The sequence below is a fragment of the Rhizobium sp. PEPV16 genome (genome assembly GCF_008919455.1).
Lineage (GTDB): Bacteria > Pseudomonadota > Alphaproteobacteria > Rhizobiales > Rhizobiaceae > Rhizobium > Rhizobium leguminosarum_Q.
Genome location: NZ_VSZV01000301.1, coordinates 19,782 through 21,010 on the forward strand (window position 1 = coordinate 19,782; position 1,229 = coordinate 21,010).

Sequence of the window (1,229 nt, forward strand, 5' to 3'; positions counted from 1 at the left end):
GCTGCGATCGATTGCGAATAGGCATCGATCAGCGCCCCGTCATTCTGAGGCGCTATGTCCTTATCCATGTAACCCATTATTTGATCCTCAGGCGGCAGTAACGGCCGTCCCGCCGCCGGCGAAGCCGTCGCGGTTGCGACGGTCCGCCATGGCGCTGTTGTAATGAGGATTAGATGGTTGGCCGATGAACCGTGTTCAAGTGAGCGCCGGCAGCGGCATGCACGCGGCGCAACGGAGAGCGCGAACATACCTACCCCGGACAGATATATTGAACTACCCGGACGGATATATTGAACGAATATCAAAAAAATGGCTCATTACAGACGTTCGCCGTTAGATCAGTCACCGTGGATTAGCCTGAGTTGGCCGACAGCCGAGATACAGTGGATAAAGGAATGTTCGCAGCGCGAAGCAGCCAGGCGAGGATCACCCGGCCCCCGCGTCATGCGAAATGGACGGGTGCTATACCCATCTCGCGAAGGCAATACAAACTTCTGTCATATCAATAGAATAGAAAGAGGCATTCAATAAGCACATCAACATATTCGGGTTGATCAGGCGCGACCTTCTTGCCCCTAGCCTCCGGCCCAACGGCGCTCGTGGCCTTGCCAATTCTGCAGGCAACGGCGCAAACTTCTGACCGCACTAATCCAACCAACCCCAACCAACGGAGCCAAAAGATGAGCACGGTTACCACCAAGGACGGCGTCGAAATCTTCTACAAGGATTGGGGGCCGAAGAACGCCCAGCCGATCATGTTCCATCACGGCTGGCCGCTATGCTCCGACGACTGGGATGCCCAGATGCTGTTCTTCCTTGAGAAGGGCTACCGCGTCGTCGCCCATGATCGGCGCGGCCACGGCCGCTCGACCCAGGTGGGCGACGGTCATGACATGGACCATTACGCCGCCGATGCCGCAGCCGTCGTCGAGCATCTCGATCTCAGGAATACCGTCCATGTCGGCCACTCCACCGGCGGCGGCGAAGCGACCCATTATGTCGCCCGCCATGGCCAGCCGCAGGGCCGCGTCGCCAAGCTGGTGATCATCGGCGCCGTGCCGCCGATCATGGTGAAGACCGAAGCCAATCCCGGTGGCCTGCCGATCGAAGTCTTCGATGGCCTGCGCAAGCAGCTCGCCGCCAATCGCGCGCAGTTCTATTACGATCTGCCGGCCGGTCCGTTCTACAGCTTCAACCGGCCGGGCGCGAAGGTCCTGGAACCGGTCATC

At 59.2% G+C, this 1,229-nt stretch carries 1 protein-coding gene; it reads left to right on the forward strand.

The genetic code is table 11. The features are described 5' to 3' along the window. Positions 1-680: 680 nt before the first annotated feature. On the forward strand, positions 681-1,229 hold a 549-nt coding region (locus tag FY112_RS37805), incomplete at its 3' end, for an alpha/beta hydrolase (protein ID WP_246700683.1).